23 protein-coding genes and 2 pseudogenes are annotated in these 25575 nt (G+C 64.4%); 10 read left to right on the plus strand and 15 right to left on the minus strand.

Features of this window, described 5'->3' with window-relative positions; genetic code table 11:
- Positions 1-4 precede the first annotated feature (4 nt).
- The 3 genes from hisF (at position 5) to coaA (ending at position 2206) form a co-directional block, all read left to right on the plus strand.
- Entirely contained in the window at positions 5-781 is a 777-nt protein-coding gene (gene hisF, locus K359_RS0120295; RefSeq protein ID WP_029080989.1) for an imidazole glycerol phosphate synthase subunit HisF, read from the plus strand.
- Positions 782-890: 109 nt separating this feature from the next.
- A complete protein-coding gene (locus tag K359_RS0120300) occupies positions 891-1214 on the plus strand; it encodes a phosphoribosyl-ATP diphosphatase (protein WP_029080990.1) in 324 nt (107 codons plus the stop codon).
- Positions 1215-1249: 35 nt separating this feature from the next.
- Positions 1250-2206 (plus strand): type I pantothenate kinase, encoded by a 957-nt coding sequence (coaA, locus tag K359_RS0120305; protein WP_029080991.1) that lies wholly within the window; start codon positions 1250-1252, stop codon positions 2204-2206.
- A 184-nt stretch (positions 2207-2390) separates the two neighbouring features.
- Here coaA and K359_RS0120310 read toward each other — a convergent pair whose 3' ends face one another.
- The 3 genes and pseudogenes from K359_RS0120310 to K359_RS52485 all read right to left on the minus strand — a co-directional run.
- The gene (locus tag K359_RS0120310) at positions 2391-4652 is read right to left on the minus strand and encodes an ATP-binding protein (RefSeq protein WP_029080992.1); all 2262 of its coding nucleotides are present in this window, start codon (positions 4650-4652) and stop codon (positions 2391-2393) included.
- A gap of 103 nt (positions 4653-4755) precedes the next feature.
- On the minus strand, positions 4756-5274 hold the full coding sequence (locus tag K359_RS52480; RefSeq protein ID WP_051346221.1) for a hypothetical protein: 519 nt from the start codon (positions 5272-5274) through the stop codon (positions 4756-4758).
- A gap of 199 nt (positions 5275-5473) precedes the next feature.
- Positions 5474-6385, minus strand: a pseudogene (locus K359_RS52485) (YifB family Mg chelatase-like AAA ATPase); the annotation flags it as partial.
- On the opposite strand from K359_RS52485, the gene K359_RS52490 reads away from it, so the two are divergent.
- Positions 6343-7533, plus strand: a complete 1191-nt coding sequence (locus K359_RS52490) for a recombinase family protein (RefSeq protein ID WP_084518460.1) — start codon at positions 6343-6345, stop codon at positions 7531-7533. The pseudogene K359_RS52485 and the gene K359_RS52490 sit on opposite strands and share 43 nt — an antisense overlap.
- Before the next feature lie 189 nt (positions 7534-7722).
- Here K359_RS52490 and K359_RS52495 read toward each other — a convergent pair.
- Together K359_RS52495 and K359_RS64485 are read right to left on the minus strand one after the other, a co-directional pair.
- A pseudogene (locus K359_RS52495) lies at positions 7723-8370 on the minus strand (magnesium chelatase domain-containing protein); the annotation flags it as partial.
- A gap of 537 nt (positions 8371-8907) precedes the next feature.
- Positions 8908-9579, minus strand: coding sequence for a DUF3800 domain-containing protein (locus K359_RS64485; protein ID WP_245284670.1), 672 nt, complete (start codon positions 9577-9579; stop codon positions 8908-8910).
- A gap of 16 nt (positions 9580-9595) precedes the next feature.
- Here K359_RS64485 and K359_RS63335 point away from each other — a divergent pair, with 16 nt between their 5' ends.
- Entirely contained in the window at positions 9596-9742 is a 147-nt protein-coding gene (locus K359_RS63335; RefSeq protein WP_165127004.1) for a hypothetical protein, read from the plus strand.
- Between the two features lie 54 nt (positions 9743-9796).
- Here K359_RS63335 and K359_RS0120345 read toward each other — a convergent pair whose 3' ends face one another.
- The 5 genes from K359_RS0120345 to rsmI all read right to left on the minus strand — a co-directional run bounded on the left by K359_RS0120345 (position 9797) and on the right by rsmI (position 13803).
- The gene (locus tag K359_RS0120345; RefSeq protein WP_029080994.1) at positions 9797-10033 is read right to left on the minus strand and encodes a hypothetical protein; all 237 of its coding nucleotides are present in this window, start codon (positions 10031-10033) and stop codon (positions 9797-9799) included.
- 211 nt (positions 10034-10244) lie between these two features.
- Positions 10245-11216: an MBL fold metallo-hydrolase gene (locus tag K359_RS0120350; RefSeq protein WP_029080995.1), complete on the minus strand. Its 972-nt coding sequence runs from the start codon at positions 11214-11216 to the stop codon at positions 10245-10247.
- Between the two features lie 285 nt (positions 11217-11501).
- Complete coding sequence (gene gshB / locus K359_RS0120355) at positions 11502-12449, minus strand: glutathione synthase (RefSeq protein WP_029080996.1); 948 nt, start codon at positions 12447-12449, stop codon at positions 11502-11504.
- A 30-nt stretch (positions 12450-12479) separates the two neighbouring features.
- Positions 12480-12863 carry a YraN family protein gene (locus tag K359_RS0120360; protein ID WP_029080997.1) on the minus strand — a complete coding sequence of 128 codons (384 nt, stop codon included), beginning with the start codon at positions 12861-12863 and terminating at the stop codon, positions 12480-12482.
- The gene (rsmI, locus tag K359_RS0120365; RefSeq protein ID WP_029080998.1) at positions 12850-13803 is read right to left on the minus strand and encodes a 16S rRNA (cytidine(1402)-2'-O)-methyltransferase; all 954 of its coding nucleotides are present in this window, start codon (positions 13801-13803) and stop codon (positions 12850-12852) included. The genes K359_RS0120360 and rsmI overlap by 14 nt, the downstream gene beginning before the upstream one ends.
- Before the next feature lie 217 nt (positions 13804-14020).
- On the opposite strand from rsmI, the gene K359_RS0120370 reads away from it, so the two are divergent.
- A complete protein-coding gene (locus tag K359_RS0120370; protein ID WP_029080999.1) occupies positions 14021-15235 on the plus strand; it encodes a penicillin-binding protein activator in 1215 nt (404 codons plus the stop codon).
- A gap of 192 nt (positions 15236-15427) precedes the next feature.
- Here K359_RS0120370 and hemW read toward each other — a convergent pair whose 3' ends face one another.
- Genes hemW through rph form a run of 3 tightly spaced genes read right to left on the minus strand, consistent with a single transcriptional unit; the run spans position 15428 to position 17947 of the window.
- Positions 15428-16600, minus strand: a complete 1173-nt coding sequence (gene hemW / locus K359_RS0120375) for a radical SAM family heme chaperone HemW (RefSeq protein WP_029081000.1) — start codon at positions 16598-16600, stop codon at positions 15428-15430.
- Positions 16587-17222: an RdgB/HAM1 family non-canonical purine NTP pyrophosphatase gene (rdgB, locus tag K359_RS0120380; RefSeq protein ID WP_029081001.1), complete on the minus strand. Its 636-nt coding sequence runs from the start codon at positions 17220-17222 to the stop codon at positions 16587-16589. Before rdgB ends, hemW begins: the two co-directional genes overlap by 14 nt.
- 11 nt (positions 17223-17233) lie before the next feature.
- Positions 17234-17947 carry a ribonuclease PH gene (gene rph, locus K359_RS0120385; protein ID WP_021078183.1) on the minus strand — a complete coding sequence of 238 codons (714 nt, stop codon included), beginning with the start codon at positions 17945-17947 and terminating at the stop codon, positions 17234-17236.
- A gap of 170 nt (positions 17948-18117) precedes the next feature.
- On the opposite strand from rph, the gene hrcA reads away from it, so the two are divergent.
- On the plus strand, positions 18118-19206 hold the full coding sequence (gene hrcA, locus K359_RS0120390; protein ID WP_029081002.1) for a heat-inducible transcriptional repressor HrcA: 1089 nt from the start codon (positions 18118-18120) through the stop codon (positions 19204-19206).
- 162 nt (positions 19207-19368) lie between these two features.
- Complete coding sequence (gene grpE, locus K359_RS0120395; RefSeq protein WP_029081003.1) at positions 19369-19974, plus strand: nucleotide exchange factor GrpE; 606 nt, start codon at positions 19369-19371, stop codon at positions 19972-19974.
- Between the two features lie 9 nt (positions 19975-19983).
- On the opposite strand, the gene pncA is transcribed toward grpE, so the two are convergent.
- Together pncA and K359_RS0120405 are read right to left on the minus strand one after the other, a co-directional pair.
- A complete protein-coding gene (gene pncA, locus K359_RS0120400; protein ID WP_029081004.1) occupies positions 19984-20694 on the minus strand; it encodes a bifunctional nicotinamidase/pyrazinamidase in 711 nt (236 codons plus the stop codon).
- A gap of 96 nt (positions 20695-20790) precedes the next feature.
- Positions 20791-21726 (minus strand): hypothetical protein, encoded by a 936-nt coding sequence (locus tag K359_RS0120405; RefSeq protein WP_029081005.1) that lies wholly within the window; start codon positions 21724-21726, stop codon positions 20791-20793.
- A 602-nt stretch (positions 21727-22328) separates the two neighbouring features.
- Between K359_RS0120405 and dnaK the strand changes: the two genes are divergently transcribed.
- Both dnaK and dnaJ read left to right on the plus strand, forming a co-directional pair.
- Positions 22329-24230: a molecular chaperone DnaK gene (dnaK, locus tag K359_RS0120410; RefSeq protein ID WP_029081006.1), complete on the plus strand. Its 1902-nt coding sequence runs from the start codon at positions 22329-22331 to the stop codon at positions 24228-24230.
- A 161-nt stretch (positions 24231-24391) separates the two neighbouring features.
- A complete protein-coding gene (gene dnaJ / locus K359_RS0120415) occupies positions 24392-25525 on the plus strand; it encodes a molecular chaperone DnaJ (RefSeq protein WP_029081007.1) in 1134 nt (377 codons plus the stop codon).
- The last annotated feature ends 50 nt before the right edge of the window (positions 25526-25575 follow it).

Genomic DNA, 25575 nt, shown 5'->3' on the forward strand with positions numbered 1-25575 from the left:
AGATATGTTCAAGGTTCGCGTGATCCCCTGCCTCGACGTCAAGGACGGGCGCGTGGTCAAGGGCGTCAACTTCGTCGATTTGCGCGACGCCGGCGATCCGGTGGAGGCAGCGATCGCCTATGACGCCGCCGGCGCCGACGAGCTCACCTTCCTCGACATCACCGCCACCCATGAAAACCGCGGCATCATGCTGGATGTGGTGCGGCGGACGGCGGAGGCCTGCTTCATGCCGCTGACCGTCGGCGGCGGGGTCCGCACCGTCGACGACATCAAGACCCTGCTGCGCTCCGGCGCCGACAAGGTCTCGATCAATTCGGCGGCGGTCAGCCGGCGCGAATTCGTCAAGGAAGCGGCCGAGAAGTACGGCGAGCAATGCATCGTGGTCGCGATCGACGCCAAGCGGGTCAAGCGCGCCGGCGGCTCCGACCGCTGGGAGATCTTCACCCATGGTGGGCGTAATGCCACCGGGATCGAGGCTATCGAATATGCCCAGGAGGTCGTCTCGCTCGGCGCCGGCGAAATCCTGCTGACCTCGATGGACCGCGACGGCACCAGGCAGGGCTTTGACCTGCCGCTGACCCGGGCGATCGCGGACAGTGTTCCCGTACCGGTCATCGCGTCCGGTGGCGTCGGCAATCTCGATCACCTGGTTGATGGCGTCCGCGAGGGTCATGCCACCGGCGTGCTGGCCGCGTCGATCTTCCACTTCGGGGAATTTACCATCCGCCAAGCCAAGGATCACATGGTGCGCGCCGGCCTGCCGATGCGCCTCGATCCGTAGAGCGTGGTCCGGAAACAGAGTGATCTGGGACTCCTTGTCACAAAAATGCTAAGTCCTCACCTAGGGATGGCACAAAAGCGGTGCCGGCGCTCTTGCTTGAGTTGAGTTGATGTCGCGTTTCACGGTCCACGATCTGGCCGCCACCATCGACGCCCGCGCTGCAGCGGGCGGCGAGGCGTCCTACACCCGCAAGCTGCTCGACAAGGGCGCGGAGCACTGCGCCAAGAAGTTGGGCGAGGAAGCGGTCGAGACCGTGATCGCCGCGGTCGAGAATGACCGCGATCATCTCATCGCGGAAAGTGCCGATCTCGTATTTCACCTGCTGGTTCTGTTGAAATCACGCGGCGTGAAGCTGGAGGATGTCGAGGCCGCGCTGGAGAAGCGCACCTCGATGTCGGGACTGGAAGAGAAAGCGTCGCGCAAGCGCGACTAGCGCACATGACCGAGCGCATTGAGAGGGGCAGCCTCATGGACATCCGGGCACCAGATCAGCAATACAACCCCTATCGCACCTTCACGCGCCAGCAATGGTCGCATCTGCGCGACGATACGCCGATGACGCTCGAGCCCGGCGAATTCGACCGTCTGCGTTCGATGCACGACCGTCTCGATTTGCAGGAGGTCGAGGACATCTATCTGCCGTTGTCGCGATTGCTGTCGATCTATGTCGATGCGACCCAGCGGCTGTATTATTCGCAGCGCCAGTTCCTCAACATCCGCGACCGCAAGATGCCCTACATCGTGGGCGTCGCCGGATCGGTCGCCGTCGGCAAGTCGACCACCGCCCGCGTGCTGCAGGCGCTGCTGGCGCGCTGGTCGCCGCGGCCGAAGGTCGATCTGATCACGACAGACGGTTTCCTGTTTCCGAATGCCGTGCTCGAGCGGCAGGGCATCATGCAGAAGAAGGGCTTTCCGGAAAGCTACGACCTGCCGACGCTGCTGTCGTTCCTCAGCGACATCAAGGCGGGCCGGCGCCGCGTGCGCGCGCCGGTCTATTCGCATCTGACCTATGACATCGTGCCGAACAAATGGGTCGAGATCGACCAGCCGGACATCCTGATCGTCGAGGGCGTCAACGTGCTGCAGACCGGGCGGCTGCCGCGCGACGGCAAGGCGGTGCCGTTCGTCTCCGACTTCTTCGACTTCTCGGTCTATATCGACGCCGACGAGGCCGCGCTGCGGCAGTGGTACATCAAGCGCTTCCTGGCGCTGCGCGATACCGCGTTCACCGATCCAAGGTCTTATTTCCACCGCTATGCGCCGCTGTCGGACGAGGAAGCGACCGCGACTGCGATCGCGATCTGGGAGCGCACCAACCTCGCCAATCTCGAGGACAACATCCTGCCGACCCGCCCGCGCGCGACGCTGATCCTCAAGAAGGGCGCCGACCACGTGGTGCAGTCGGTCGCGCTGCGCCGGCTATAGTGTTTCGGAGTAAGCAGGTCACATCACAGCCGTCATCCCTGCCTAGTGCGCAATTGCGCACGGGAGCAGGGACCCATTACCACCGAATTTGGTTTTGCGACCCGCTGCGGCCACAGCCTTGTAGATTACAGACACCTGTGACTATGGGTCCCTGCTTTCGCAGGGACGACGCGGAGTTTGTGGACTACGCCGCGATATGCCGCGTGGCGGCGAGGCCCGCCAGCGCTTCTTGCAGCTTCTCGCGGTCGAGCGGCTTGATCAGAAAACCGTCCATGCCGGCTTCAAAGCAGGCATAGCGGTCCTCCACCAGTGTGTTGGCGGTCAGCGCCAGGATCGGGGTCCGGCGGCCGGACTGGCCGGCCTCATGGCCGCGGATCTGCTTGGTGGTCTCGATGCCGTTGAGGCGGGGCATCTGGATGTCCATCAGCACGAGATCATAGGGCGTGCCGGCTGATGTCGCCGAGAGCCAGGATTCCATCGCCTGCTCGCCATTGGTGGTGATGACCACGTTGTGGCCGAGCCTCGTGAGCAGCGAGCGCATCAAAAGCGCGTTGATCTCATTGTCCTCGGCGACCAGGATCGAGAGCCCCTTGTCCGGCGGTGCGGCCGCCGCGGGTGCGGGCTCGGCCATCGCCTCGATCGCAAGGCTTTGATCTCCGACAAGGCTCGGTGCCGCGATCTCGGGCGACGCGATCAAGCGTGTGGCGAGCGAGGCCGCGCGCAGCGGCTTGACCAGATAGCCGGTGAACATGGCCGTCTCGGAGGCCGAAAGCTCCTGCCGCGTCGCCGGCGTGAACATCACGATGCAGTGGGTCGCATGCAGGCGCGCCGCGCGGGCAAACGCCTCCATCGCCGGCGCGCCGAGCGTGTGGTCGATCAGGACGGCGTGCCAGCTTCGTTCCGGCAACAGCGCCTCGGCGACACCGGTGTCCGACACGATGCAGGTCTGCGCACCCCAGCGCTGCAAGCGCCGCGAGATCAGCGAGACCTCGATGCTGTGCGGCGCGACCAGCATGATCGACTGGCCAGCGAGGTCGGGCGCGGCGAAGCTGTTGGCCTCGCCGGTGTCGGCGGCGGCGAGCGGGATCGATACCTCGAAGGTCGAGCCCGAGCCCGGCGTGCTCGCGAGCGTGATGCGGCCGCCCATTCGCTTGACGATGCGGTCGCTGATCGAAAGTCCGAGGCCGGTGCCGCCATAGCTGCGCGCGATGCGGTCGTCGGCCTGCTCGAACTCCCGGAAGATGCGCTGCTGCGCTTCCGGTGCGATGCCGATGCCGGTGTCGCGGACCAGGAAGCTGATCTCGTTCGGCCAGATGCCGGGCTCGACGATCAGCGCCACGCCGCCGCTCGCGGTGAACTTGATGGCGTTGCCGGCGAGATTGAGCAGCACCTGACGCAGCCGTGCGGCGTCGCCGGCCACCTGCATCGGCAGCCGCTCGTCGACATAGGCGGCGATCTCGATGCCCTTGGCCTGCGCGCGCGGCGCCAGCAGCTCGGTGATGTCCTCGATCAGGCCGGAGAGCGCAAAGGCGCGGTGCTCGAGATCGATCTTGCCGGCTTCGATCTTGGAATAGTCGAGCAGCTCCTCGATCAGCGCCAGCAGCGCGTCGCCGGAGGTCTTGACCGCCTTGACGTAGGTCGTCTGCTCCGGCGTCAGCTGCGTGTCCATCAGCAATCCGCTCATGCCGATGATGCCGTTCAGCGGGGTGCGGATCTCGTGGCTCGCCATCGCCAGGAAGCGCGACTTGGCGCGGTTGGCGGCGTCAGCCTGATCGCGCGCTTCGGCCAGTGCCCGCTCGCTCTCGGTGCGGTCGGTGACGTCGCGACCGACGCTCTGCATCTCCGCGGGCGCGCCGGCATCGTTGCGCACAAGACCCTCGCGCCAGGCGATCCAGCGCGGCCCAAACGGGCCTTCGATCTTCTGGTCGTAGACCCGCGTACCGTTGGCTTCGAGCGCGGTGTCGCCCTGTTCGAGCAGCTTGAGCGTGGCGGTGCTGCCGATCAATTCGCTGCGGGAGGACTGCGCCAGTTCGCAATAGGCGTCGTTGGCGTAGGTGATGAGGCCGTCGAGGTCGCGCAGCACGATCAAATCGTCCTGCGCCTCGAACAGGGTAGAGGCGCGCTGTTCGGCTTCCTGCAGTTCCCAGTTGCGGTCGGCCATCGCCTCATTGTGCATGGCGATGGTGCGCAACCTCCGCCGCATCAGCCGCAGGCGGATGCCGAGCGTCACGATCCAGAGGCAGGCCAGCGCGAACAGGAAGCTGACCCCGATCGCGAATGCATTGGGGTCATAGCCGCTTTGCTGCGAGAGGGCGCCCGAGATGAACCCGAAGGCGCTGCCGAATGCGATGGAGAAGATCGTGAAGGACCGGACGATCGTCGCGACCCAGGAATGGCGCCGCAGGAAGCGGCGAAGGCGCAACTTGATCCGGAAGAAACGCCCCATCAATGGTGGCCCTGAGAGTGCTTGAACTGCCGATGACGATGCGTCGGTCACATTGCAAAGTGCTTGAAGTTGGTGGCCGTTTCGCGGTGCCCTCGGAACAGGGTTAGCGGAGGGTTAACTCTGCCAGGACCCGAGCGGCGGAGGGCGCGCGAGGTGCAAGCGACGCGGATTCGAGGCGGCGGTGTTCGCCGCGGGCGCTGACGATCAGGGCCGCGGCATCGCGGGCCGAAAACGTCTTCGACTGCACGAAGACGCGATAGTCCGACGGACCGTCATGCGAAAGGTAGATTACCGGATCGCTCGCCGAGGGATTGCCGGAAATCCCGATCAGCTGCGGCACGGCGTTGCTTTCGCAGGCGCCGGCCTCGGCATCGTCGATGTCGTCGATTACGGTGAAGTCGGCGGCCTCGGCGCTGTCGGCGATCTGGACTCGGACCGTGGCAAGGCCGGGATCGTCGGTGAAGCCGACGTGAAGCTGGGCCAGCCAGGAGATCGATGCGATCTGCATCGTTGCGCCGCCGACCTCGATGCAGGGCCGGGGACCCGGCAGCAATTCCGCGCGGGCAAATACCGCGGCCACGGCAAGCGGGACCACCGAGGCCAGAATCTTCAAACGCAACATGACACAACTCGCTCGACCCAAGCGCGCCGCGGATCGCGGTGCTTATGGTTTGCGGAGCGTAAATGAGAGTGGTTACTGCCGCGTTGACGCGGCGGGCATCGGGCGGAAAACGGGAGAGAGCTTCGGTTCTGACGCGTTTTCTTCATGCGAACCGGTGCCCATCCCGCATCAAGTGCGGGACAGGCTTCGCCGGAAAACGCTACGCCGCGCGGCGCAAATCGTCGGCCAATGCACGATAGGACAGCGCCTCGGCGAGGTGCAGCCGGCCGATCGTCTCGGCGCCGTCGAGATCGGCGAGCGTGCGCGCCACCCGCAGCACGCGGTGATAGCCTCGCGCGGTGAGGTGCATGGTGTCGGCCGCCTCGCGGAGCAGCTTCTGTCCATGCGCGTCGGGCTGCGCGATGGTCTCGAGCAGCGAGCTCGGCGCTTCCGCATTGGTGCGGACATTCGGCATGCCGGCCGCCGCGTAACGCGCGAGCTGGATGTCGCGTGCGGCCGCGACGCGCCGGGCGACCTCGGCCGAACCCTCCGCAGGCGGCGGCAGGATCAGATCCGCCGCAGTCACCGCCGGCACCTCGATCCGCAGATCGATGCGATCCATCAGCGGGCCGGAAATCCGCATCTGGTAGTCGGCGGTGCAGCGGTCGAGCCGGCCGCGCTTGCAGGAATAGCCGGGCTCATAGGCGTGGCCGCAGCGGCACGGGTTCATGGCCGCGACCAGCATGAAGCGCGCCGGATAGGTGACGCGATGGTTGGCCCTGCTCACCGAGACCTCGCCGTTCTCCAGCGGCTGCCGCAGCGAATCCAGCACGCGCGGATCGAACTCCGGCAACTCGTCGAGGAACAGCACGCCCTGATGGGCGAGCGAGATCTCGCCGGGCTTGGCGCGCATGCCGCCGCCGGTCAGCGCCGCCATGCTGGCCGAGTGATGCGGACTGCGGAACGGGCGCCGCGCGGTCAGGGCGCCGTCGCGGATCTCGCCGGCGACGGAGGCTATCATCGAGACTTCGAGCAGCTCCGACGGCGACAGCGGCGGCAGGATCGAGGGCAGCCGCGCCGCCAGCATCGATTTGCCGGCGCCGGGCGAGCCGATCATCAGGATATTATGTCCAATTATCCGTCCTCGATTCTAGCGCAAAGGGCGATAGCCGGCGGCGACAGCTTGAAGCGTCCAAGGCCTATGCGGAACAGCATGGCCTAGAACTCGCGGACGATGCCCAGCTCGAAGATATCGGCATCTCAGCGTTCAAGGGCGCGAATGTTCGGGAGGGCGCCCTGGGCCAGTTCCTGGCTGCTGTAAGGGCGGGTTCAGTCGAACGCGACTCATACCTACTGGTCGAGTCGCTGGACCGGCTTAGCCGGGAGGAAATCCTGCCGGCGCACACGCTGTTTCTCAGCATCGTGCAAGCGGGGATCAACCTCGTGACGCTCGCTGACAACAGGGTTTATCGAGCCAAGACTACCAACCTCGTCGACATGATCACCTCGTTGGTAATCATGGAGCGCGCCCACGAAGAATCAAAGACTAAAAGTATGAGGGTTGGCGCGGCGTGGAAGAACAAACGGAAGAAGGCCGCCGAAGGCCAGCCCATGACCGCCCGGTGCCCTGCGTGGCTTCGGCTCTCGGTAGATCGCCGATCGTACGAGCTTGTCCCTGAACGGGTGGAGATCGTTCGGCAGATTTTTGCCGACTCGGCGGCCGGCTTAGGGATGTACTCGATAACTACTCGGCTCAATAGGGCCGGCATATCGGCGTTCGAAGGAAAGAACGGTTGGCACAGATCCTACCTCGCAAAGACCTTGGAAAATCGTGCCGTCCTCGGCGAGTTCCAGCCGCATATCAAAGTCGACGGCAAACGCGTCCCTGAAGGAGAGCCTATCGAGGGCTACTACCCTACGATTATCTCAGAGGAGCTCTTCTTTCAGGCCCAGCATTCGCGATCACAACGGAAGCTCGGCGGGGCTGGTCGCAAAGGACCCGGCTACACAAACCTGTTCACGGGTTTGGCGCAATGCGCGTATTGCCATTCGACCGTTGCATATGAAAACAAAGGTTCAGGAACGCGTGGCGGCACCTACCTAGTCTGCAGCAATGCTCAGCGCGGCCGCGGATGCAGCGCGACGAGGTGGCGATATCAGGACTTTGAAGCATCGTTTCTCGCGTTTGTTCAGGAACTCGATCTCGAAAGCATTCTAAACGCGACTGAAGACGCAGAGACGCGGAAGAGGCTTGAGGGTGAGGGCGCTCGTAACTGTTGATAGCCGTCGCCACTTTCTCGCGAGCTTCGTCGGGCAGGCCACTTGCGGCCTTTATGCTCGACCACACTGTGTCGGGGAGCGTTTTGAGAGTCATAGCGCGATACATTCTCCGAAGACCGGTCGAGTCGGAAATCGAGACTGCAATTCAGTCAAGAGTACGTGTGTGCATCAATGGGGGTTAATTGCCTATAACTTCAGCAGATGATGCCCGCCGGCGGCCGCGATCTCGAGCGCGCGCTTGGCACTCTCCTGGCCCTTGATGTCGCGCAGGTCCAGAAGCGTCTCCTCGCGCTCATGCACCTTCGGCTGCGGGCGTGACAGCAGCTGCGTGCCCTTGAAGTGATTGGCGATCTGGATCAGCGAGTGAGCTGCGATGATCTGGATGTCCGGGCTCGCCCAGGCGGCTTCCGAGCCGCAGGCGGCCGGGCAGATCAATCCCTCGTCGCGCGAATTGGCGCCGATCGCAGCAGGCAGCACGCCCGCCACCGGCGCGATCGAGCCGTCGAGCCCGAGCTCGCCGAGCACGGTGAAGCCACCGAGCGCATCCGGCGGGATCGCTCCGATCGCCGCCATCAGGCCGAGCGCGATCGGCAGGTCGTAATGGCTGCCTTCCTTGGGCAGGTCGGCGGGCGCTAGGTTGACGGTGATGCGGCGGGCTGGAAGTGCGAGGCCAGAGGCGATCAGCGCCGAGCGCACCCGCTCCCTCGCCTCCGACACCGCCTTGTCGGGGAGGCCTACGATCGCAAAGGCCGGCAGTCCGGGCGCGACCTGCACCTGCACGTCGACCGCGCGAGCCTCGATCCCCTCGAAAGCGACGGTAGAAACCCGCTGGACCATGCTGCCCCTATCTTCCGCCACCCAAGGTAGCGGAGCGGGCCGCCCAGCGCAAGAACATTAAGGGAACATCCGGGGGCGACGCGCGCCGTCCCCAGATGCGCCGCCGAGCCGAAATCCGGCTCCGCTAGGACACGCAATCTCTCGCTGATCCTGCCGGAGGGACGTGGCACCCGATTGAGGGACCGATGGCGTGCGACCGGCAAGCGACTCACGTATCGTGCCGCTGATCGCTCACCGGCCCGGTAAGCTGGAGAGGCGGGCGAAATCGAATGCGCGCTAAGGGCGTACAGCTAGCGTTCGATTTCTCGCGGCGCGAAAAGTGATTCGCGGTCAATAGGTTATCTAACTACTTGATTCAAAAGCCGGAATCTGGTACAAAATCACGAGGCAGGCAACGCCGGAAGTAACCCGAGTCACGCTTTGCGTGACAGCCGTATGGATGCCTCACCTTGAGGGTGGGACTACAAACCAGCGGTGTCCTCAGGGTCCGGGGGCCTGCCTCACTTTTTGGTACTGGCCTGTTTCGGGCAATAGTGGCTAGTTCAAATTTGAGGGCGGCCTGTTTTGAGTTGAAGAACGATTGGACCGGATCAACAACACTATTGGCAGAGCCACAGTCAGAGCCAGTACGGGCAGGCCAATCGTCAGCACAGCGAAAACCGCCGGGTTGACAGTACCGAACAGCCACATAGCGCCTATTACCAACTCAATCACGGCTACGCGCTCCAGTAGGAGCCGTGTAATCCACCAGTAGAACCAGGTTCGGCCAGCAAGCACCGAAGCAGCTTCCGCCTTCTTGTTCCGGTAGCCGTGCATACCCGCGACGAACTCAGGCGACCCGCCCGCACTCAAGACGGCGTAAGTCTTCTCCATCAGGTCGGAGACCGACGATAGCTCTCCACGGAGCGCGGATAGACGCCATGCTCGCCTATTGGCTTTGTTCGAGATGACCGCAAAGCAGCGAACTGGCAACTTGGCGATGCTGGCGCAAACCATTGCGCGCCGCCAATCGTCTAGGGGCTGAAAATGCAGGGTCCGGCGCTGTTCTAGGCGAATCTGCTTTAGAATGTCGCGCACCCAAACGGTCTCGCCCTGGGCTTCCGCGCGGACGACTAAGGCGGAGAGAACGAACCATTCGCTCGCACCATTGGGGTCAATCGGACGAACGCTAGCGACTCCATCGTCGCCGGATTCGTCAATGTACGCCACGTAGGAAACTTTAGGCATGGCTGTCAAAAAGTCTCAGATCGAGAAGTTTAAGCAAGCCGCCCGCGACCTCGAATCGGACGACAGCGAAAAGCGATTCAACGAGAGGCTGGGCAAGATCGCGAAGCAGAAGCCTTCGCCTAAAAAGGCAAGGCGCGGCAAATGACTTTGCTGATAAGGGCGACCTTCCATCGTCTTGCAGTCGGCTGTTGCCGAGCAGCTAACTGGCTGGCCCCTTCAGGCGCTTCGACAGTGATTCAAGTAATACCGTCGCGTCGAATGGATCCACGTAGAATAGAAACGTTCGTAGATTGGTCTCGCCCGGCGGTAGGGCCTGAAACTTGACGACGATTTTGTCGGGTGCATGAGGATCGGATAGCGCCGCGACCGACGACGGCGTGATGTCGTCGATGATTATCGGGTTGACGATGTCATGAGGGTGGGCTGAGCCAGCCATCTACGAATCTCCGGTTGAGCCGATTCGGTTGTAACAACCTATGGGACTCATGATCCGGAACCGGAAATTCGCAAAACTGAATCTGACTCAAGCCACTGGAAATCCACGCTTATCTACGGGATGGGTGTGCAAAGTGCACAATTCCGCCGCCCAACGCAAGAACATTAAGAGAACGTCCGGGGCGACGCGCGCCGCCCCGGATGCGCCGCCGTCACAGCATCATCTGCATCGGCTCCGGATAGTAGTGGAAGCCCTCGCCGACCTTGGCGACATGGCCGTAGCCCGGCCAGGCGAAGTGATAGGACATCACCGCGGTCTTGTTCGCGGCCAGCATCTCCAGCAGCTTGACCCGCGAGGCCGCCGCCTGCTTCGGATCGGTGTCGTAGGAGAATTCCATCCGCGGTCGCTCCAGGAGCAGCACCGCGTGATGCGAGAGGTCGCCGAGGAAGGCGAAGGATTTGCCGCCCGAGCTCACCATGAAGATGGTGTGGCCGACGGTGTGGCCGGGCGCCGCGATCGCCTGCACGCCGGGCAGGAATTCCTGGCCATCCTTGAAGAATACGATGCGGTCGCGCACCGGCAGCAGGTTCTTGCGGGCGTGCACGATAAAGTCCTTCAACGGACTGCCCATCTTGCCTTCGTCGGTCCAGAACTCGAGATCGCTCTGAGCGATGTAATACTGCGCGTTCGGGAATAGCGGCTTGTTGTCGGCATCGACGATGCCGCCGATATGATCGATATGCGCGTGCGACAGCACCACGGCGTCGATGTCTTCCGGCTTGATGCCGGCTTCCTTCATGCTCTTCTGCTGCCGGCCGGTGGTCTTGCCGAACAGTTGCGACGTGCCCATGCCGGTATCGAACAGGATCAGCTTGTCACCGGTGTTGACGATCGGCGAGTTCTGCTCGAGCACGACATTGTCGGGCGAGAGGAAGTTGTCGGACAGCATCTTCTTCACTTCTTCCTTCGGCACGCCGGTGAAGGTGCCGGAGGGGTCGCCGAGCGGCAGCGGGCCGTCGGATACGACCGTCACTTCGACTTCACCGAGCATGAAACGATGCCAATAGGGTGTCTGCGTGCCGAGTTTGGGAGCGCGCGCCTTTGCCGTGCCGCCGAGGAGAGTGCTGGCGCCGAGACCGGCACCGAGTGCGAGTAAGGATCGTCGTGAGACATTGAGCGTCATACGTCTTCCTCCACATTTTTTTGAGATTTTCGCGTTGTTGCCCGCGCGTTGACCCGCCGCTTGACCTGACGCAGGCAAGAGAATGCTGCCCTCGCCCGCGCAAGCTGGCAAGAAGAATAAGGCGAACGCTACGGGGCGAACGCTGGCTAAGGCATGATCCGGAAAAGTGTGACGCGGTTTTCCGAAAAGATCATGCTCAAACAAGAAGCTAAAGCGCGATGATGATTCAACTCAATCTCATCGCGCTTTAGAATTCAGCCGGCATGTGCGGCGCACAAGGGAGGGTTACTTGGCGGCGCGCTTCTTCTCGATGGCATCCCAGACCTTGGCCGCGACATCGGGGCCGTTGAGCCGCTGAATGGCGCGGATGCCGGTCGGCGAGGTGACGTTGATCTCGGTGAGGTTGCCGTCGATCACGTCGATGCCGACGAACAGCAGGCCAAGTTCGCGCAGCGCGGGCCCGACGGTGGCGCAGATTTCGCGCTCGCGATCCGAGAGCTCGGTCGCCGCGGCCGCGCCGCCACGCACCATATTGGAGCGGAGGTCATCCGGCGCCGGCACGCGGTTGACGGCGCCGGCGAACTCACCGTCGACCAGGATGATGCGCTTGTCGCCATGCTTCACCTCGGGGAGGAAGCGCTGGATCACCCAGGGCTCCTTGAAGGTGACCGAGAACATGTCGAACAGCGAGCCGAAATTCATGTCCTGCGGCATCACGCGGAACACCGCGGCGCCGCCATGGCCGTGCAACGGTTTCATGACGACGGCGCCATGCTGATCGCGGAATGCGTTGATCTCGTCGAGATCGCGCGAGATCAGGGTCGGCGGCATCAGCTGCGGGAAATTCATCACGAACAGCTTTTCCGGCGCGTTGCGCACGCTGGCCGGGTCGTTGACCACCAGCGTCTTCGGATGAATGCGCTCGAGGAAATGGGTCGAGGTGATATAGGCGAGGTCGAACGGCGGGTCCTGCCGCAGCAGCACCACGTCGAAGCCATTGAGCGCCTCGCGCTTCGGCTCGCCCAGCGTGAAGTGATTGCCGACCTCGTCGCGCACGGCGAGAGACTGCACCGGCGCCACCAGCTCCTCGCCGCGCAGCGACAGCTTATCTGGCGTGTAATAGGAAATGCCGTGGCCGCGCTTCTGGGCTTCGAGCAGCAGCGCAAACGTGGAATCGCCGCGGATGTTGATGCGCGCGATGGGATCCATCTGGACGGCGATCTTCAATTTCATAAGCGTATCCCGCGAGGTCTGGAGGTAACTTTAAGGGCTGGCGTCGAATGCCGCTAACAGATGGCGCGGTAAGCTCTTCGGCGCAATCAGCACGGCGTCGAATCTGAGATCAAATTCGGCATGCTCGGGATGCGCCATCAGCCAGGCCTGGGCGGCATTGACGATGCGCTGCTGCTGGCGCGGCGTCACCGCATAGGCGGCGTCATCGAGGCTGGCGCGAGCCTTGACCTCGACGAACGCGAGGAGATTGCGCCGCCGCACCACCAGGTCGATCTCGCCATAGGGGGTGCGGAAGCGTCTTGCCAGGATGCGATAGCCTTTGGCGATCAAAAGGGCTGCGGCGCGGCTTTCGGCCGATATGCCGGTGCGGAACGCCGCGACGCGCTCGGGCGAGGCGCTGTCACTCTTCGCCATCGCCGCCCCCGGCGGTTTTCGAAAGCTCGAGGGCGCGGGCATAGACCTCGCGGCGCGGCCGGCCCGACAGTTCGACCGCGTGCGCGACCGCATCCTTGACGCTGCCGCGGGCGAGCTGGGCGCGCAGCAGATCGTCGAGCGCGTCCTGGTCCATCACTCCGGCATCATCGGCCGGCGGTCCGACGACCAGCACGAACTCGCCGCGTGTCTCCAACGCATCGGCGCCTGCCGCAAGCTCGGCGACGGGGGCGCGCTTGACCTCTTCATGCAGCTTGGTCAGCTCGCGGCAGATTGCGGCATCGCGCCCGCCCATGATCGCGGCGAGATCACGCAGCGTGTCCTGCACGCGATTGCCCGATTCGAACATCACGAGCGTCGCATCGATCCGCGCCAGCTCGGTGAGCCGCGCGCGGCGCGCGTGCTCCTTCGTTGGCAAAAATCCCTCGAAGAAGAACCGGTCGGTCGGCAGCGCCGCGACCGACAGCGCCGTCAACACCGACGACGGCCCCGGCACGGCGATGACGGCATGCCCGGCGGCGCAGACCTCACGCACCAGCTTGAAGCCGGGATCTGAGATCAGCGGCGTGCCGGCGTCCGAGACCAGCGCAATCGAGGCGCCCTGCGCCAGCCGCTCCAGGATCTTCGGCCGCGCCTGCGCGGCGTTGTGCTCGTGATAGGGCGCAAGCTCGGCCGCGATCGCGTAACGCTCGGTCAGCCGGCGCGTAATTCGGGTGTCCTCGCAGGCGATGACGTCGACGCCCGCCAGCGTCTCCAGCGCGCGCAGGGTGATGTCGGAGAGATTTCCGATCGGGGTCGCGACCAGATGGAGCCCGGGCGTAGCGCTTGGCGCGGCCAGCAGCTGGCCGCCGATCGAAAAGGTTTTGGCCGCTGTGCCCGCCGTGGCGTCCGGACTGTGGAGGGAACTGGCTTTTGCGCGCATAATGCCAATCTAGAGGGATGGCAGCGCTTGCGCCACACCCGCAGGGGTGTTGCTTGAAGGTCGCTGCTCCGGAAATGTGGGTCGCGGCAACGGCGCCGCGGGGCCATAATCCTTTTGTTCCGGTTAACTATTCGCCGACAATATGCCTGAATCCACCCGCCTCATCAGAGCTGGATGGAGTCCTGGCCGATCATGGTCGGTCAAGAGAAGAGAGACGATGGAAGGCCCGCACCACCCCAAGTCCCCGCCGTCGGGCACGACCCGGCGGACTGCGCTTGGCCTCATCCTGGGCGCGCCGCTGCTGTCGGCCTGCTCCGGAATCCAGCAAAGCCTGAGCCAGTTTTCCAGCCCGTTCGGCGGCGGCCAGGATGCAGGGCCCGCCGGCCCGCAGCAACAGCCGCAAGCCGTCGGTACCGGGCAAGTCAAGATCGGGCTGATCCTGCCGCTGTCGGCGTCCGGCAATGCCGGGCTCGCCGCCCAGTCGATGCGGAACGCCGCCGAAATGGCGCTGGCGGAATTCCAGAACCCGAACATTCAGCTTCTGATCAAGGACGATGGCGGCAGTTCGCAAGGCGCGGCGCAGGGTGCCCAGCAGGCGCTGTCCGAAGGCGCCGAGATCATTCTGGGACCACTGTTCGCGGGCTCGGTGCCAGCCGTCGCGCAACTGACGCGGCCGCGCGGAACCTCAGTGATTGCATTCTCCACCGATTCAAGCGTGGCCGGGCGCGGCGTCTATCTGCTGAGCTTCCTGCCGGAGTCCGACATCAATCGCATCGTCGATTATTCCGCCGGGATCGGTAAGCGCTCGTTCGCTGCGATGGTACCCGACAACGCCTATGGCAATGTGGTCGAGGCCGCGTTCAAGCAGGCGGTCGGCCGCAAGAACGGCCGCGTCGTCGCATTCGAGAAATACGGCGCCGATCGCGCAACGCCGACGCGGACCGTGGCGCAGGCGCTCGGCCAGGCCGATGCGCTGCTGATCGCCGACGATGGCGATTCGGTCGTCGCGACCGCCGATGCGCTGACCGCGGCCGGCGCCAACCTGCGCAACATCCAGCTGCTCGGCACCGGACTGTGGGACAATCCGCGGGTGTTCGCGAGCCCCGTGCTGCAGGGCGGCCTCTACGCCGCGCCCGATCCGTCCGGCTTCCGCAGCTTCGCCGGCCGTTATCGTGCCAAATATGGCGGCGAGCCGGTGCGTACCGCGACGCTGGCCTATGATGCCGTCGCGCTGATGGCGGCGCTGGCGCGCACCCAAGGCGCGCAGCGCTTCGCGCCGGAGACGCTCACCAATCCATCCGGCTTTGCCGGCATCGACGGCCTGTTCCGCTTCCGCTCCGACGGCACCAATGAACGCGGCCTTGCGGTCATGAAAGTGGCGTCCGGCGGCGGCACGCCGGTTGCGGGCTCGCCGAAGAGTTTTGGGGCTTAGTTTTCGTCAGGCGGCCAAGCTGCCTTGTCGAGCGCCGGCACCCGCCAGCTACTTTGCATGGGGTTGTTTTCGATATTTTGGCAGCGTGCACGCAGAGCGTTTTCGAGCGAAGTGGATGCCGGTTCGCGTGAAGAAAACGCGTCAAAACAAGAATCTAGAGCCCCGTTCCGATTCATCGGAACGGGATAGGCTCTAGGCGGCGAGATCCGCGACGACCGCGTCGAGCACCGGGAATCCCGACTTCGTGACGCGCAACCGTCCGTCGGCATCGACGTCGATCGCGCCTTCCTCGCGCAGCATCGCGATCCGGTGCGGATCGAGCTGGCGTCCGGACAGTGCCGCATAGCGCTTGGGATCGATGCCCTCGGCAAGCCGCAGCCCCATCAGCAGAAATTCGTCGGCGCGCTCTTCGCTGTTGAGGCCGTCATCGGTGACGACGCCGTGACCGCGTTCCTCGACATTCAACAGCCACGCCTCGGGGCGCCGCTCGGTCGCGGTCGCGTGCCTGACACCGTCGATGTCGAGCCGGCCATGCGCGCCGGGGCCGATGCCGGCATATTCCTCGCCGCGCCAGTAGACGAGGTTGTGCTTGCACTCCGCGCCAGCGCGGGCGTGATTGGAGATCTCGTAGGCCGGCAATCCCTCGCGGGCGCAGACCTCCTGCGTCACGTCGTAGAGAGCGCGCGCGGTCGCTTCATCCGGCGTCTGCAATTTGCCGGCGGCGTGCAGCCCGAAGAATGGCGTGCCTTCCTCGATCGTGAGCTGATAGAGCGACAGATGTTCGGCCGCTTCCGAGATCGCCTGCTTCAACTCATCAGCCCACATCTGCGGCGTCTGGTCGGGCCGCGCATAGATCAGGTCGAACGAGTAACGGTCGAACGCGCTTCGCGCGATCGCAACCGCGTCGAGCGCTTCCCGCGCGGTGTGCAGGCGGCCCAATGCCTTCAGCGATGCGTCATCCAGTGCCTGCACGCCGAGCGAGACGCGATTGACGCCGGCTGCGCGATAGCCGCGAAAGCGCGTCGCCTCGACGCTGGTCGGATTGGCCTCGAGCGTGACCTCGACATCGCGCGCCACCGACCAGTGCTTGCCGATCGCATCGAGCACGGCGCCGACGGTCTGCGGCTGCATCAGCGAAGGCGTGCCGCCGCCGAGGAAGATCGAAGTGACCTCGCGCCCCGGCGCCCGCGCGGCCGTGGTCTCGATCTCGCGGGCGAAGGCGCGCACGAAGCGCTCCTCGTCGACGGGCGCATGCCGCACGTGGCTGTTGAAATCGCAATACGGGCATTTCGACAGGCAGAACGGCCAGTGCACGTAGACGCCAAACGCCTTTCGTTGAGGGGCTGCTCGTTCAGCGTGGCTCAAGGCAGATCTCCGCGAGCTTCACGAAGGCGCGGGCGCGATGCGACAGTCCGAGTCCGAGCGGCGGCAGGCCGTGCTTCTCGATGCTGGTCATCTCGCCAAAGGTCCGCGCGTAGCCGTCGGGCAGGAAGGCCGGATCGTAGCCGAAGCCGGCGGTGCCGCGCGGCGGCCAGACCAGGGTTCCATCGACCCGGGCCTCGACCTCTTCGAGGTGATCGTCCGGCCAGGCCACGCACAGGGCGGAGACGAAATGCGCACTTCGCCGGTCCGGCGCGGTGGCGCCGCGCTCCTGCAGCAGGCGCTCGATCCGCGTCATCGCCGCCATGAAATCCTTGCCTTCGCCGGCCCAGCGCGCCGAGTAGATCCCGGGTGCGCCGTCGAGCGCGTCGACCACGAGGCCGGAATCGTCGGCGAAAGCCGGCAGTCCGGTCACCTTCGCCGCGGCGATCGCCTTGATCGCCGCGTTGGTGCGAAAACTGTCGCCGGTCTCCTCGGGTTCGGCGAGGCCAAGCTCGCCGGCCGACACCGCCTCCACGCCATGCGGCGCCAGCAGTTCCCGCATCTCGGCGAGCTTGCCGGGATTATGGGTGGCGATGACGAGCCTTCCGGTGATTCGGCGATGCATGACCAATCTGACTACGCCACCGCGATCTTTTGCAAGTCGACCAGACGCGCGACACCTTTGCGCGCCAGCGCCATCAGCGCCAGAAACTCGTCCTGCGAGAACGGCGTCTTCTCGGCGGTGCCCTGCACCTCGATGATGCGGCCGTCGCCGGTCATGACGAAATTGGCGTCGGTGTCGGCCTCGGAGTCCTCGGCATAGTCGAGATCGAGCACCGGCGTGCCCTGGTAGATGCCGCAGGAGATCGCCGCCACATTATCGCGCAACACGTTGGTCTTCAGCATGTTGCGGGTCTTCATCCAGTTGATGCAGTCGGCCAGTGCCACCCAGGCACCGGTGATCGAAGCGGTGCGGGTGCCGCCATCGGCCTGGATGACGTCGCAATCGACCGTGATCTGGCGCTCGCCGAGCGCCTCCAGATCGACGGCCGCGCGCAGCGAGCGGCCGATCAGCCGCTGGATCTCGACCGTGCGGCCGCCCTGCTTGCCGGCGGAGGCCTCGCGGCGGGTGCGTTCCAGGGTGGCGCGCGGCAGCATGCCGTATTCGGCGGTCACCCAGCCGCGGCCCTGACCCTTCAGCCAGGGCGGCAGCCGCTCTTCCAGCGTGGCGGTCACCAGCACATGGGTGTCGCCGAATTTCACCATGCAGGAACCCTCGGCATATTTTACGACGCCGCGTTCCAGCGACACGGGACGCAGTTCATCGGGCGCACGGCGGCTTGGCCGCATGAAATCCTCCAAAAATCCGAGATATATGGCTGGGCGTGCTTGTAGGAGGGGGAACGGGCAGCGGCAAGGGTTTTCGGCCCCGGGTTGGCCCGGTACCGGGGGGCTGAATGCATGCTTGTCACCGGCCTCCCGGAGCGACAGATTAGGCAGTAATTGTGAGGGACTGGAGTGTGACTCATCACGATCCGATTGGCCTGATCGCACCGCATGCGGGGCTCGCCCAGCTCAACGAGCGATCGCGCGATATTTTTCGTCAAATCGTCGAGAGCTACCTTGCGACCGGTGAGCCGGTCGGCTCGCGCAACATTTCGCGTCTGATCGCATTACCGTTGTCGCCGGCCTCGGTCCGCAACGTGATGTCGGACCTCGAGCAGCTCGGCCTGATCTATGCGCCGCACACCTCGGCGGGCCGGCTGCCGACCGAACTCGGCCTGCGTTTCTTCGTCGACGCCCTGATGCAGGTCGGCGACCTCACCGAGGCCGAGCGTCAGTCGATCCAGACCCAGCTGGCTGCCGTCGGCCGTGCGCAATCCGTCGAGGCGGCGCTTGGCGAAGCGCTGACGCAGCTGTCGGGGCTGACTCGCGCCGCGGCGGTGGTGCTGACGCAAAAGTCGAATGCACGGCTGAAGCACATCGAATTCGTGCGGCTGGAGCCGGAGAAGGCGCTGGTCGTGCTGGTCGGCGAAGACGGCCAGGTCGAGAACCGGGTGCTGGCGCTGCCGCCGGGCGTTCCATCTTCGGCGCTGACCGAAGCGACCAATTTCCTCAATGCACGGATCCGCGGCCGGACGCTGGCCGAAGCGCGGCTCGAGCTCGAGACGGCGTTGACGCAAAACCGCGCCGAGCTCGATCAGCTCACACAAAAGGTGGTCGCGGCCGGCATCGCAAGCTGGTCCGGCGGCGCGAACGAGGATCGCCAGCTGATCGTGCGCGGCCACGCCAATCTGCTCGAGGATCTGCACGCGCTCGACGATCTCGAGCGCATCAAGTCGCTGTTCGACGATCTCGAGACCAAGCGCGGCGTGATCGATCTGCTCGGCCGCGCCGAACGCGGCGAGGGCGTGCGGATTTTCATCGGTTCGGAGAACAAGCTGTTCTCACTGTCGGGTTCCTCGACCATCATCGCGCCATACGGCGACGCCCAGGGTCGGATCGTCGGCGTGCTCGGCGTGATCGGACCGACGCGGCTGAACTATGCTCGGGTGATCCCGACCGTCGACTATGCCGCGCGCATCGTCAGCAAGATGCTGGGCGGCTGATCGGAGCGAAATTCGGTTTTATTTGACGGGTTTCTTGACGCGAAGTGGAGGTGCGCTGGCCCTAACCGGTATGTTGCGCTTGATTTTCGCCGCTCAAAGCACGATATCCCGGGCAGCAATCCCCAAGATTTGAACCGACGCGAGTTTTCGAGAAGGCAAGCCATGACCGATCCGAACCGGGCCAATGACAACACCGAGAATTCGGCGCCGACGGGTGAGCCCGTGGTCTCGAAGCCCTACATCATGCCTGACGATCCCGAGGTGGGATCGGTCGAGGCGCTGACCAAGGAACTCGCCGAGGCGCGCGACCGGACGCTACGCACGCTGGCCGAGATGGAGAACCTCCGTCAGCGCACCCGCCGCGAGGTTGCCGACGCCAAGACCTATGGCATCACCGGCTTCGCCCGTGACGTGCTCGACATCGCCGACAATCTGCAGCGCGCGCTCGACGCAGTGCCGGCCGAGACCAAGGAAGCGGCCGATCCCGGCCTGAAGGCGCTGCTCGAAGGCGTCGAGCTGACCGAGCGCTCGCTGCTCAACACGCTGGAAAAGAACGGCGTCAAGAAGTTCGACCCGATCGGCGAGAAGTTCGATCCGAACTTCCAGCAGGCGATGTTCGAAGTGCCGGACACGTCGGTGCCGTCGGGCACCGTGGTGCAGGTCGTGCAGGCCGGCTACATGATCGGCGAGCGCATCCTGCGTCCGGCACTGGTCGGTGTCTCCAAGGGCGGCGCCAAGGCCGCCCCAGGCGCCGACATCACCGCCTGATCCAATGTCTCACGCGATATCCGACGACTGGATCCGCTTGACGCCGGCCTTGTCCATATCGGCCCAGGCCTTGGCCAACGATCCCTGGGTGTCGATGCCGCGGCAGGCATCCTCCACCACATAAGTTTCGAAGTCGGCCTTGCGCGCATCGAGCGCGGTCCAGGCCACGCAGAAATCGGTGGCGAGCCCGGCGACGAACACGCGATTGATCTTGCGCGCCGTCAGGTAGGCGCCAAGCCCGGTGGTGGTCTTGCCGTCGGCCTCGGTGAAGGCGGAGTAGCTGTCGACGTCCTTGTGAAATCCCTTGCGGATGATCAGCCCGGCCTGCGGGATCGCGAGTTCCTTCGACAGCGAGGCGCCGTCGGTGCCCTGCACGCAGTGATCGGGCCACAGCACCTGCTTGCCATAAGCGAGGTCGATGGTCTCGAACGGCTTCTTGCCGGAGTGGGTTGAGGCAAAGGAGACGTGTCCGGGCGTGTGCCAGTCCTGCGTCATCACCACATTGGCAAAGCTCTTGGCGATCTTGTTGATCACCGGCACCACCTGCTCGCCGTCCTTCACCGCGAGGCTGCCGCCGGGCAGAAAGCAGTTCTGCACGTCGATCACGAGCAGCGCGGAGCCGTCGTCGGGCTTGATCGCGGCGGCCCAGAGATTCCTGGGAACCAGCGTCGCGAGCGCCATCGTGCCAAAGCCTGCAACAATCCGTCGTCGATCCAACATCGCGCCCTCCTCGCTTTGTGTGATATCGCGCGAGGAGGCTAGTTCCGTTCGTGGAGCTGCGAAAGTCCGATTTTTCGGAGGGCTCTACGAAAGAGATCAGCCGCGCGGCTGGATGCCGTCGCGCACCGCGCGGAAGCGCGGGAAGGCCTTCTCCCAATCGGTACGCGGCGAGCTGCCGATGATGCGCATCGAGGTTTGCGCGCCGAACCGCAGCCACTGCACGATGGTCACCGGGGTGTTGTCCTTGCCGCTGACGGCGTCGATCCGGGTCTCGAAGCCGGCCTGGCCGTCGATCCGGATCGGCTCGGACATGGTGATCCGCCCGTCGCGCACGCCGGGGATGGTGGTCGCGATCTGCTGGGCGAAGCGGCCGCGATCATCGGGTGTGGCCGGGGCCGAGCCGATGATGCCAAGCAGCAAGAAGGGCTTGGTCTCGAGGGCCTTCTCGTCGCCGTCGGCCATCAGCAGTGCCGCGCCCGGCGCCAGCATGCGGATATTCTTGAAACCACTGAGCTCGGTGACCTTGAACGGCATCATGCCGAGCTGCTCGTCGACCGGCACCTCGTTGCGGATCTGGGCGGTGGCGAACATCTGCCGCACGGCGTCGTCGGTGTAGATCTTGCTCGCGTTCTCCGGCACCTGCACCGCGACATAGCCGGAGAAGGTCGGCCCCGGCAGGATCATGGAATAGCGCCGCACATTGCTGGCGCCGTCGCGCGCACTCTCCACGGTGTAGTAGGCGAGGCCGGCCGGCGTATCGAGGCTCTCGGGCTTGATATTCCCGGTGCCGGCGGGATTGGCCTTGAACGCGTTCACGACCTCGGCGTAGGCGTCCGCGGGCAGGTCGGCGATCAGGACCTTCACGCCCTGGTCCTCGGTCTCGAAGCCGATGAACGACTTGGCCCGGTTGAGGCCCACCAGCGGCTTCATTCCGACATGCGCGCCCGGCGGAAACACCACGTCGGCGGCGAAGCCACGACAGGTGGCAGCAATCAGCAAGGCAACCGCAACGAGAACTCGAAAAGGCGTCATGGGGGGATCTACCGGTTTTGCTTGGTGGCCGCGCAACGGGCCCGGTGCAGGGCTGGGTGGCCTCTTTCAGTCGGACCGCTTTTAGCGGTTTTGATGACCCTGCAACAGGCCACCAAATCTCCGCTCAGGGCCCGCGGGCTCGATTCCATGGGCTTTTCGCCCTGATTGGCTGGCACTTTTCAGCTTCCCGACGTTTCCGCGAGCCCACCGCCTGCGGCGGGCCAGCGGCCAAACAGCGCGCCTCGGCCGTGCGCCGGTCTCGCATACGACGTTTGTGAGTGTTCACTCAACAGCGGTGACGTCGCGCGGCGGACGTTGGCGACCTAAATCATTGCCGATTTGTTAACTTGGCTTGGGCGTAGCTTGGGCCTGTCTCGGGGCTTGCTTCGGGCCTGAACCGGCGCCGCAGTCGGGCTGACACAATCTTTCAAACGTCAGTCTTTTCAGGCCTCAACGTTGCGTCCAGTCCTTGCGGGCAGGACCCTCTCTCCTATATCAGGCTCACCGTCGCAATATCGCGAGTATGTGAACGTCTGGGGGTTCGGTACGGAGCGCCGTCAGGGCCCAACCAACCTGCCGCAACAAATGAGGATATCAAAACCATGGGTAAGGTCATTGGGATCGACCTCGGCACGACGAATTCGTGCGTTGCCGTTATGGATGGCAAAAACGCCAAGGTGATCGAGAACGCGGAAGGCATGCGGACGACGCCGTCAATCGTTGCTTTCACTGACGATGGCGAGCGCCTCGTCGGCCAGCCGGCGAAGCGCCAGGCGGTGACTAATCCCGAGCGTACGTTCTTTGCGGTGAAGCGCCTCATCGGCCGCCGCTATGACGACCCGATGGTCGAGAAGGACAAGAAGCTCGTTCCCTACAAGATCGTCAAGGCATCGAACGGCGACGCTTGGGTCGAAGCCGATGGCAAGACCTATTCGCCCTCGCAGGTCTCGGCCTTCATCCTGCAGAAGATGAAGGAGACCGCTGAGGCGCATCTCGGCCAGAAGGTCGAGCAGGCCGTTATCACGGTGCCCGCTTATTTCAACGACGCGCAGCGTCAGGCCACCAAGGACGCCGGCAAGATCGCCGGCCTTGAAGTGCTGCGCATCATCAACGAGCCGACCGCTGCCGCGCTCGCCTACGGTCTCGACAAGTCGAAGACCGGCACGATCGCCGTGTACGATCTCGGCGGCGGCACCTTCGACGTCTCGATCCTCGAGATCGGCGACGGCGTGTTCGAGGTGAAGTCGACCAACGGCGACACCTTCCTCGGCGGTGAAGATTTCGACATGCGCCTTGTTGGTTATCTGGCCGACGAGTTCCAGAAGGAGCAGGGCATCAACCTGCGCAACGACAAGCTCGCTTTGCAGCGCCTGAAGGAGGCCGCTGAAAAGGCCAAGATCGAGCTGTCGTCGACCACGCAGACCGAAATCAACCTGCCGTTCATCACGGCTGACCAGACCGGTCCGAAGCATCTGACGATGAAGCTGACCCGCGCCAAGTTCGAGGCGCTGGTGGCCGACCTGGTCGAGAAGACCATCGAGCCGTGCCGCAAGGCGCTGAAGGATGCCGGCCTGACCGCCGGCGAGATCGGCGAAGTGGTGCTGGTCGGCGGCATGACCCGCATGCCGAAGATCCAGGAAGTGGTGAAGCAGTTCTTCGGCAAGGAGCCGCACAAGGGCGTCAACCCCGACGAAGTCGTCGCGATCGGCGCTGCGATCCAGGCTGGCGTGCTGCAGGGCGACGTCAAGGACGTGCTGCTGCTCGACGTGACCCCGCTGTCGCTGGGCATCGAGACGCTGGGCGGCGTGTTCACCCGCATCATCGACCGCAACACCACGATCCCGACCAAGAAGAGCCAGGTGTTCTCGACGGCCGAAGACAATCAGGGCGCCGTCACCATCCGCGTCTTCCAGGGCGAGCGTGAAATGGCGGCCGACAACAAGATGCTCGGCCAGTTCGACCTGATGGGCATTCCGCCGGCTCCGCGCGGCATGCCGCAGATCGAGGTGACCTTCGACATCGACGCCAACGGCATCGTCAACGTCTCGGCCAAGGACAAGGCGACCGGCAAGGAACAGCAGATCCGGATCCAGGCATCCGGCGGTCTGTCCGAAGCCGACATCGACAAGATGGTCAAGGACGCCGAGGCCAATGCGGCCGAGGACAAGAAGCGCCGCGAGGCAGTCGACGCCAAGAACCATGCCGACGGCCTGGTTCATTCGACCGAGAAGGCTTTGGCCGAGCACGGCTCGAAGATCCCGGACACCGACCGCCGCGCAATCGAGGACGCCGTCAGCGACCTCAAGGAAGCGCTGAAGGGCGACGACGCCGAGGCAATCAAGGCCAAGACCAACACGCTGGCGCAGGCTTCGATGAAGCTCGGCGAGGCCATGTACAAGCAGCAGGCCGAGGCCGATGCGGCCAAGGACGCTGCCAAGGATGACGTCGTCGACGCGGAGTTCACCGAGGTCGACGACGACAAGAACAACAAGAAATCTGCTTAAGCGGGTTTGAGATGATGACCCTCGCACCAAAGAGCACGCGATGCGTCTCGGAGGAGTGGGGGTCATTTTTCTTTAAGGCGATCGCTGCATCTTCCAGACAGGCGCAATCCTTGCAGGCGCAATCCTTGGCGATGGCGATGAACTCCGGACGGAATTGAAGGATGTCGACCAAGCGCTGCTATTACGAGACCCTCGAGGTCGAGCGGAACGCGGACGAGACCAAGCTGAAAACGGCTTTCCGCAAGCTCGCGATGAAGTGGCATCCGGACAAGAATCCGGGCGACTCCAGCAGCGAGGTCCGGTTCAAGGAAATCAACGAAGCCTATGAGGTGTTGAAGGACGGCGACAAGCGCGCCGCCTATGACCGCTTCGGCCATGCCGCCTTCGAGCAGGGCATGGGCGGCGGCGGTCCCGGCTTCGGCGCCGGCTTCGCCTCGTCCTTCTCCGACATTTTCGAGGACCTGTTCGGCATGGCCGGGCAACGCCGCGGCGGCGGCGGCCGCGAGCGTGGCGCCGACCTGCGCTACAACATGGAGATCACGCTCGAGGACGCTTTCCAGGGCAAGACCGCGCAGATCGAGATCCCGGTCTCGGTCACCTGCGAATCCTGCTCGGGCACCGGCGCCAAGGCCGGCACCAAGCCGAAGACCTGCTCGCATTGTGGTGGCGCCGGCCGTATCCGGCAGGCCCAGGGCTTCTTCACGCTGGAGCGGACCTGCCCCGGCTGCCAGGGCCGCGGTCAGATGATCGAGGACGCCTGCACCTCCTGCGCCGGTTCCGGCCGGGTGACGCGCGACCGCGCGCTGTCGGTCAACATTCCCCCGGGAGTCGAGGATGGCACCCGCATTCGTCTCGCCGGCGAAGGCGAGGCCGGTGTCCGCGGTGGCCCGCCCGGCGACCTCTACATCTTCCTGTCGCTGACCACGCATCAGTTCTTCCAGCGCGATGGCGCCGACCTGCACTGCCGCGTGCCGATCTCGATGGTCACTGCAGCACTCGGCGGCGAGTTCGAGGTGCCGACCATCGACAAGGGCAAGACCAAGGTGAAGGTGCCCTCCGGCACCCAGTCGGGTCGGCGATTCCGCATCGCATCAAAGGGTATGCCGGTGCTCCGCTCGCGCCAGACCGGCGATATGTATGTCCAGGTCGTGGTCGAAACGCCGCAGAATCTGACGAAGAAGCAGCAGGAATTGCTGATGGAGTTCGAAAAGCTGTCGTCCGGTGCAACCCAGCCGGAGGCAGCGGGTTTCTTCTCTAAGGTCAAGGACTTCTTCGGAAACCGCACCACCCAGTAGTTGTCGTCGCGCTTGACCGTAACGGCTTCGATCTATACGTCTTTATGACC

It is taken from the genome of Bradyrhizobium sp. th-b2 (assembly GCF_000426785.1).
GTDB lineage: Bacteria > Pseudomonadota > Alphaproteobacteria > Rhizobiales > Xanthobacteraceae > Bradyrhizobium > Bradyrhizobium septentrionale.

Coding starts and splice junctions, on each gene's coding strand:
- rdgB (WP_029081001.1), bottom strand. CDS start 17,222: ATGCATCGCCGAATCACCGGAAGGCTCGTCATCGCCACCCATAATCCC.
- K359_RS0120300 (WP_029080990.1), top strand. CDS start 891: ATGTCGCGTTTCACGGTCCACGATCTGGCCGCCACCATCGACGCCCGC.
- K359_RS0120370 (WP_029080999.1), top strand. CDS start 14,021: ATGGAAGGCCCGCACCACCCCAAGTCCCCGCCGTCGGGCACGACCCGG.
- dnaK (WP_029081006.1), top strand. CDS start 22,329: ATGGGTAAGGTCATTGGGATCGACCTCGGCACGACGAATTCGTGCGTT.
- grpE (WP_029081003.1), top strand. CDS start 19,369: ATGACCGATCCGAACCGGGCCAATGACAACACCGAGAATTCGGCGCCG.
- K359_RS0120310 (WP_029080992.1), bottom strand. CDS start 4,652: ATGGGGCGTTTCTTCCGGATCAAGTTGCGCCTTCGCCGCTTCCTGCGG.
- pncA (WP_029081004.1), bottom strand. CDS start 20,694: ATGTTGGATCGACGACGGATTGTTGCAGGCTTTGGCACGATGGCGCTC.
- K359_RS52480 (WP_051346221.1), bottom strand. CDS start 5,274: ATGTTGCGTTTGAAGATTCTGGCCTCGGTGGTCCCGCTTGCCGTGGCC.
- K359_RS0120405 (WP_029081005.1), bottom strand. CDS start 21,726: ATGACGCCTTTTCGAGTTCTCGTTGCGGTTGCCTTGCTGATTGCTGCC.
- hisF (WP_029080989.1), top strand. CDS start 5: ATGTTCAAGGTTCGCGTGATCCCCTGCCTCGACGTCAAGGACGGGCGC.
- K359_RS0120345 (WP_029080994.1), bottom strand. CDS start 10,033: ATGGCTGGCTCAGCCCACCCTCATGACATCGTCAACCCGATAATCATC.
- rsmI (WP_029080998.1), bottom strand. CDS start 13,803: ATGCGCGCAAAAGCCAGTTCCCTCCACAGTCCGGACGCCACGGCGGGC.
- dnaJ (WP_029081007.1), top strand. CDS start 24,392: ATGTCGACCAAGCGCTGCTATTACGAGACCCTCGAGGTCGAGCGGAAC.
- K359_RS0120350 (WP_029080995.1), bottom strand. CDS start 11,216: ATGACGCTCAATGTCTCACGACGATCCTTACTCGCACTCGGTGCCGGT.
- K359_RS0120360 (WP_029080997.1), bottom strand. CDS start 12,863: ATGGCGAAGAGTGACAGCGCCTCGCCCGAGCGCGTCGCGGCGTTCCGC.
- K359_RS63335 (WP_165127004.1), top strand. CDS start 9,596: ATGGCTGTCAAAAAGTCTCAGATCGAGAAGTTTAAGCAAGCCGCCCGC.
- rph (WP_021078183.1), bottom strand. CDS start 17,947: ATGCGGCCAAGCCGCCGTGCGCCCGATGAACTGCGTCCCGTGTCGCTG.
- gshB (WP_029080996.1), bottom strand. CDS start 12,449: ATGAAATTGAAGATCGCCGTCCAGATGGATCCCATCGCGCGCATCAAC.
- coaA (WP_029080991.1), top strand. CDS start 1,250: ATGGACATCCGGGCACCAGATCAGCAATACAACCCCTATCGCACCTTC.